Here is a 2,999-nt window from a genome sequence, read left to right as displayed (position 1 = left end):
CCATTAGTTATTTTGATAGCCAATTGTTTTTAAATAAAAAAATTAAAATCTTAGATCCTAGTATTGGTGATGGAATTCTTATTAAAGAATTACTATTAAAGTTGGGCACAGAAAAATTTTCTGAAATAGAAATAGTAGGGGTTGATCTTGATAACTCTAATTTTGAACAAATTACTTCAACAGTTAAAGAGAAATATCCTAACGTTACATTGACGTTATTAAGGGATGATTTTTTAGATTTTTATGATGCAAATAAAGAATCAAGATTTAACATTATTATTGCTAATCCGCCTTACATCCGTACCCAAATTATTGGTAGTGAAAAATCTCAAAAGATAGCAAAGGATTTTAATTTAAAAGGAAAAACTGATATTTATTATGGCTTTATGATGGCAATGTCTAGTTTGCTTAGTAATGATGGTGTGTTAGCTACTATCACATCAAATCGGTTTTTATCAGTTAAATCTGGGCACGTATTACGAGATTATTTATTAGAAACCTTAGATATACAGTCTATTTATGATTTAGGGGATACAAAAGTATTTAGTTCTGCAGCGGTACTTCCAGCACTAGTTTTTTCTAAAAAAAATAATAATCAAATTAAGGTCGATCCTGAATTTATTACTGTTTATGAAGTGAAAAAATCAAAACAAGACCATAAAGAGGTCGAAACGATTTTTTCAGAAATAGAGGATATTACTCAACATATTAAAGTTGGTAAGTCTAAATTTGAAATTATTAGAGGAATCTTAGATTTATCTAGTTCTAAAAATAACGTATGGACTGTATCAACTAAGGAAAGTAATTCATGATTAAGTAAAGTAACGATGAATACTTGGAAAACATTTAAAGACATTGGTCCAATTCGAGTAGGTGTTAAGTCTACAGCAGATAAGGTATTTATACGTGACGATTGGGATTCGTTTGATCCTAAACCTGAATTAATCAAATATTTGTTGACTAGCGAATGTGCGCAACAGTTTAAGGCTATCAGACCGAATAAGCCTAAAGAAATTATTTATCCACAGACAAGTGAAAATGGAAAGAAAAAAGCCGTAGATATAGATCAGTATCCAGCTACTAAACAATATTTAGAAGTGTACAAAGAGCAATTAAGTAGTAGGGAATATCTGATAAAAGCGGGTAGAAATTGGTATGAATTGTGGGTTCCACAAAATCCAAGTCTGTGGTGTAAGCCAAAGATTGTTTTTCCAGATATCTCTGAAAAACCAAAATTTTGGATAGATCTAGAAGGCAATATAGTTAATGGTGAATGCTATTGGATTACACCAGACGATAGTAAAGATAATGAATTATTATGGTTATGTTTAGCAGTTGCTAACTCTAGGTTTATTGAGCAGTTTTATGACTATAAATTTAACAATAAGCTATATTCAGGAAAAAGAAGGTTCATGAAGCAATATGTTGAAGAATTTCCTATTCCTGATCCTGAATTACAGAACTCTCAAGAATTAATTAAGTTATCAAAGATGATTTATAACTTGTTAGATCAGAAAGAAAGTTCAAAGCTTAAAGACAAGCTAGATGAACTTGTCTTTAAAGCGTTTGGTGTTAATTAAAAAAGTTTGCTGGGAGTGGTAATTGGATTTTCCCATTTACTACTTTACCTTGAAACTGAGTAAATCTGTTGAAGAAGCTCTCGCCAGTAGTAACAACTAGATGAGTCAGTGTAACTAGACTCCCATTAGTCGTTCCGTAAAACACCGCATATCTAGTATCACAATGACGCACTAAAGTTGAATCTACTGGGAAGCCTAAATTATCCAAACTGTCAGGACAAACTAGCCCTAAATCGATAGTTGGAGAAGTCTGAAGCTTGACTTCCAATAACTGATTTTTAATATCGGGGAATTTCCCATCATCAGCGTAGCTAGAATATCCTAAAGCTTCGCAAACTAATTTATGTAATCCAGCCCCACGATTACGTTCCTGTACTATGCCTGGATCACTAAAAGTTAAGCCAATGAGTGGAGAGAGCCTAGTGAATACTTCTTTAATAGAAAGTAATTCTTTAGATGATGGAAAACCTATTGGAGATTGAGTTGGTTTATACGAATCTGGTGCTAAATGACCTATCAACTGATCTGTATCAAGGGGGGATATAAGTTCTAATGACTCATTAGGAGTAAATCTAGCTTGATATTTTGTAGTGATTTTGCCAGTTGTATCTAAAATGGAAAGTTCTTCACCATTTATAACTTTCACTTTGTAAATAATATCATTCGTGTCAATGCCGATAATAACATAGCGTCTTTCAGCAGAAATCTCTTCATTCCAAATCTGTAAATTTCTAGATTTTTGATTATATGTATCAAAATTTTGACCCGTAAATCGAGGTTGAACTTTCGGAAAAGTTTTTTCGATGGGATATCCTAGAATTTCACAAACCTTTTGTTTAACAACTTTAGATCTTGATTTTACAGCATAAGCACTCACATCAAAACCACATAATTTTTCATTTAAAATTTGTTCTAGGATTTCATCTGGAATCCATAGTTCAGGATGGCCAATAGTGATAGGGGTATGAATCGTAATACCTGCATTTTGGATATTACGAACATACTCATCTGCTGATAGTAGCGTCATTAAAGTCTCTTGGAATCAATAGTTCTGGAACAGTGATTCCAAGTGCTTCAGCAATTATCTCTAAGGAACATAAAGAAAGATTTTTTTCACATCTCTCAATAGCTCCTATATATGTCCTATGCAATTTACAAAGTTCAGCTAACTCTTCTTGTGAAAGATTATTGGCTGATCTATAACTTTTTAGATTATTAGAAATAATCAATAGTAGTTTATGACTAGGCTTACGAAACATTATTGGAAATCACTTATTTGAGTCCAAATAATGAAAATGTGATGACAATAAGTCGACAGACGATAAGTAGCATTAGAGAGTATAAGTCGTATTTAATTATGAAATTTTTCTACAATTAACATAAGACGAATTATGCGAATCAAAAAAAATTGGTAATAAA

General features: G+C 31.8%; 4 protein-coding genes. 2 read left to right on the top strand and 2 right to left on the bottom strand.

The genetic code is table 11. From position 1 onward, the window contains the following. Both FTV38_RS17005 and FTV38_RS17000 read left to right on the top strand, forming a co-directional pair. On the top strand, window positions 1-812 hold an 812-nt coding region (locus tag FTV38_RS17005; RefSeq protein WP_180023006.1), incomplete at its 5' end, for an Eco57I restriction-modification methylase domain-containing protein. 15 nt (window positions 813-827) lie between these two features. Further along, on the top strand, window positions 828-1,580 hold the full coding sequence (locus tag FTV38_RS17000) for a TaqI-like C-terminal specificity domain-containing protein (protein ID WP_180023005.1): 753 nt from the start codon (window positions 828-830) through the stop codon (window positions 1,578-1,580). On the opposite strand, the gene FTV38_RS16995 is transcribed toward FTV38_RS17000, so the two are convergent. Both FTV38_RS16995 and FTV38_RS18480 read right to left on the bottom strand, forming a co-directional pair. Continuing rightward, window positions 1,573-2,607, bottom strand: a complete 1,035-nt coding sequence (locus FTV38_RS16995) for a restriction endonuclease (protein ID WP_179991619.1) — start codon at window positions 2,605-2,607, stop codon at window positions 1,573-1,575. The genes FTV38_RS17000 and FTV38_RS16995 overlap by 8 nt on opposite strands. Beyond that, window positions 2,585-2,839 carry a helix-turn-helix transcriptional regulator gene (locus FTV38_RS18480; RefSeq protein ID WP_180023004.1) on the bottom strand — a complete coding sequence of 85 codons (255 nt, stop codon included), beginning with the start codon at window positions 2,837-2,839 and terminating at the stop codon, window positions 2,585-2,587. The genes FTV38_RS16995 and FTV38_RS18480 overlap by 23 nt, the downstream gene beginning before the upstream one ends. Between the last annotated feature and the right edge of the window lie 160 nt (window positions 2,840-2,999).

Source organism: Acinetobacter sp. YH16044 (assembly GCF_013417145.1).
Taxonomy (GTDB): domain Bacteria; phylum Pseudomonadota; class Gammaproteobacteria; order Pseudomonadales; family Moraxellaceae; genus Acinetobacter; species Acinetobacter amyesii.
This window is presented reverse-complemented; position numbering and strand designations above follow the sequence as displayed.

Coding starts and splice junctions, on each gene's coding strand:
- FTV38_RS18480 (WP_180023004.1), bottom strand. CDS start 2,839: ATGTTTCGTAAGCCTAGTCATAAACTACTATTGATTATTTCTAATAAT.
- FTV38_RS17000 (WP_180023005.1), top strand. CDS start 828: ATGAATACTTGGAAAACATTTAAAGACATTGGTCCAATTCGAGTAGGT.
- FTV38_RS16995 (WP_179991619.1), bottom strand. CDS start 2,607: ATGACGCTACTATCAGCAGATGAGTATGTTCGTAATATCCAAAATGCA.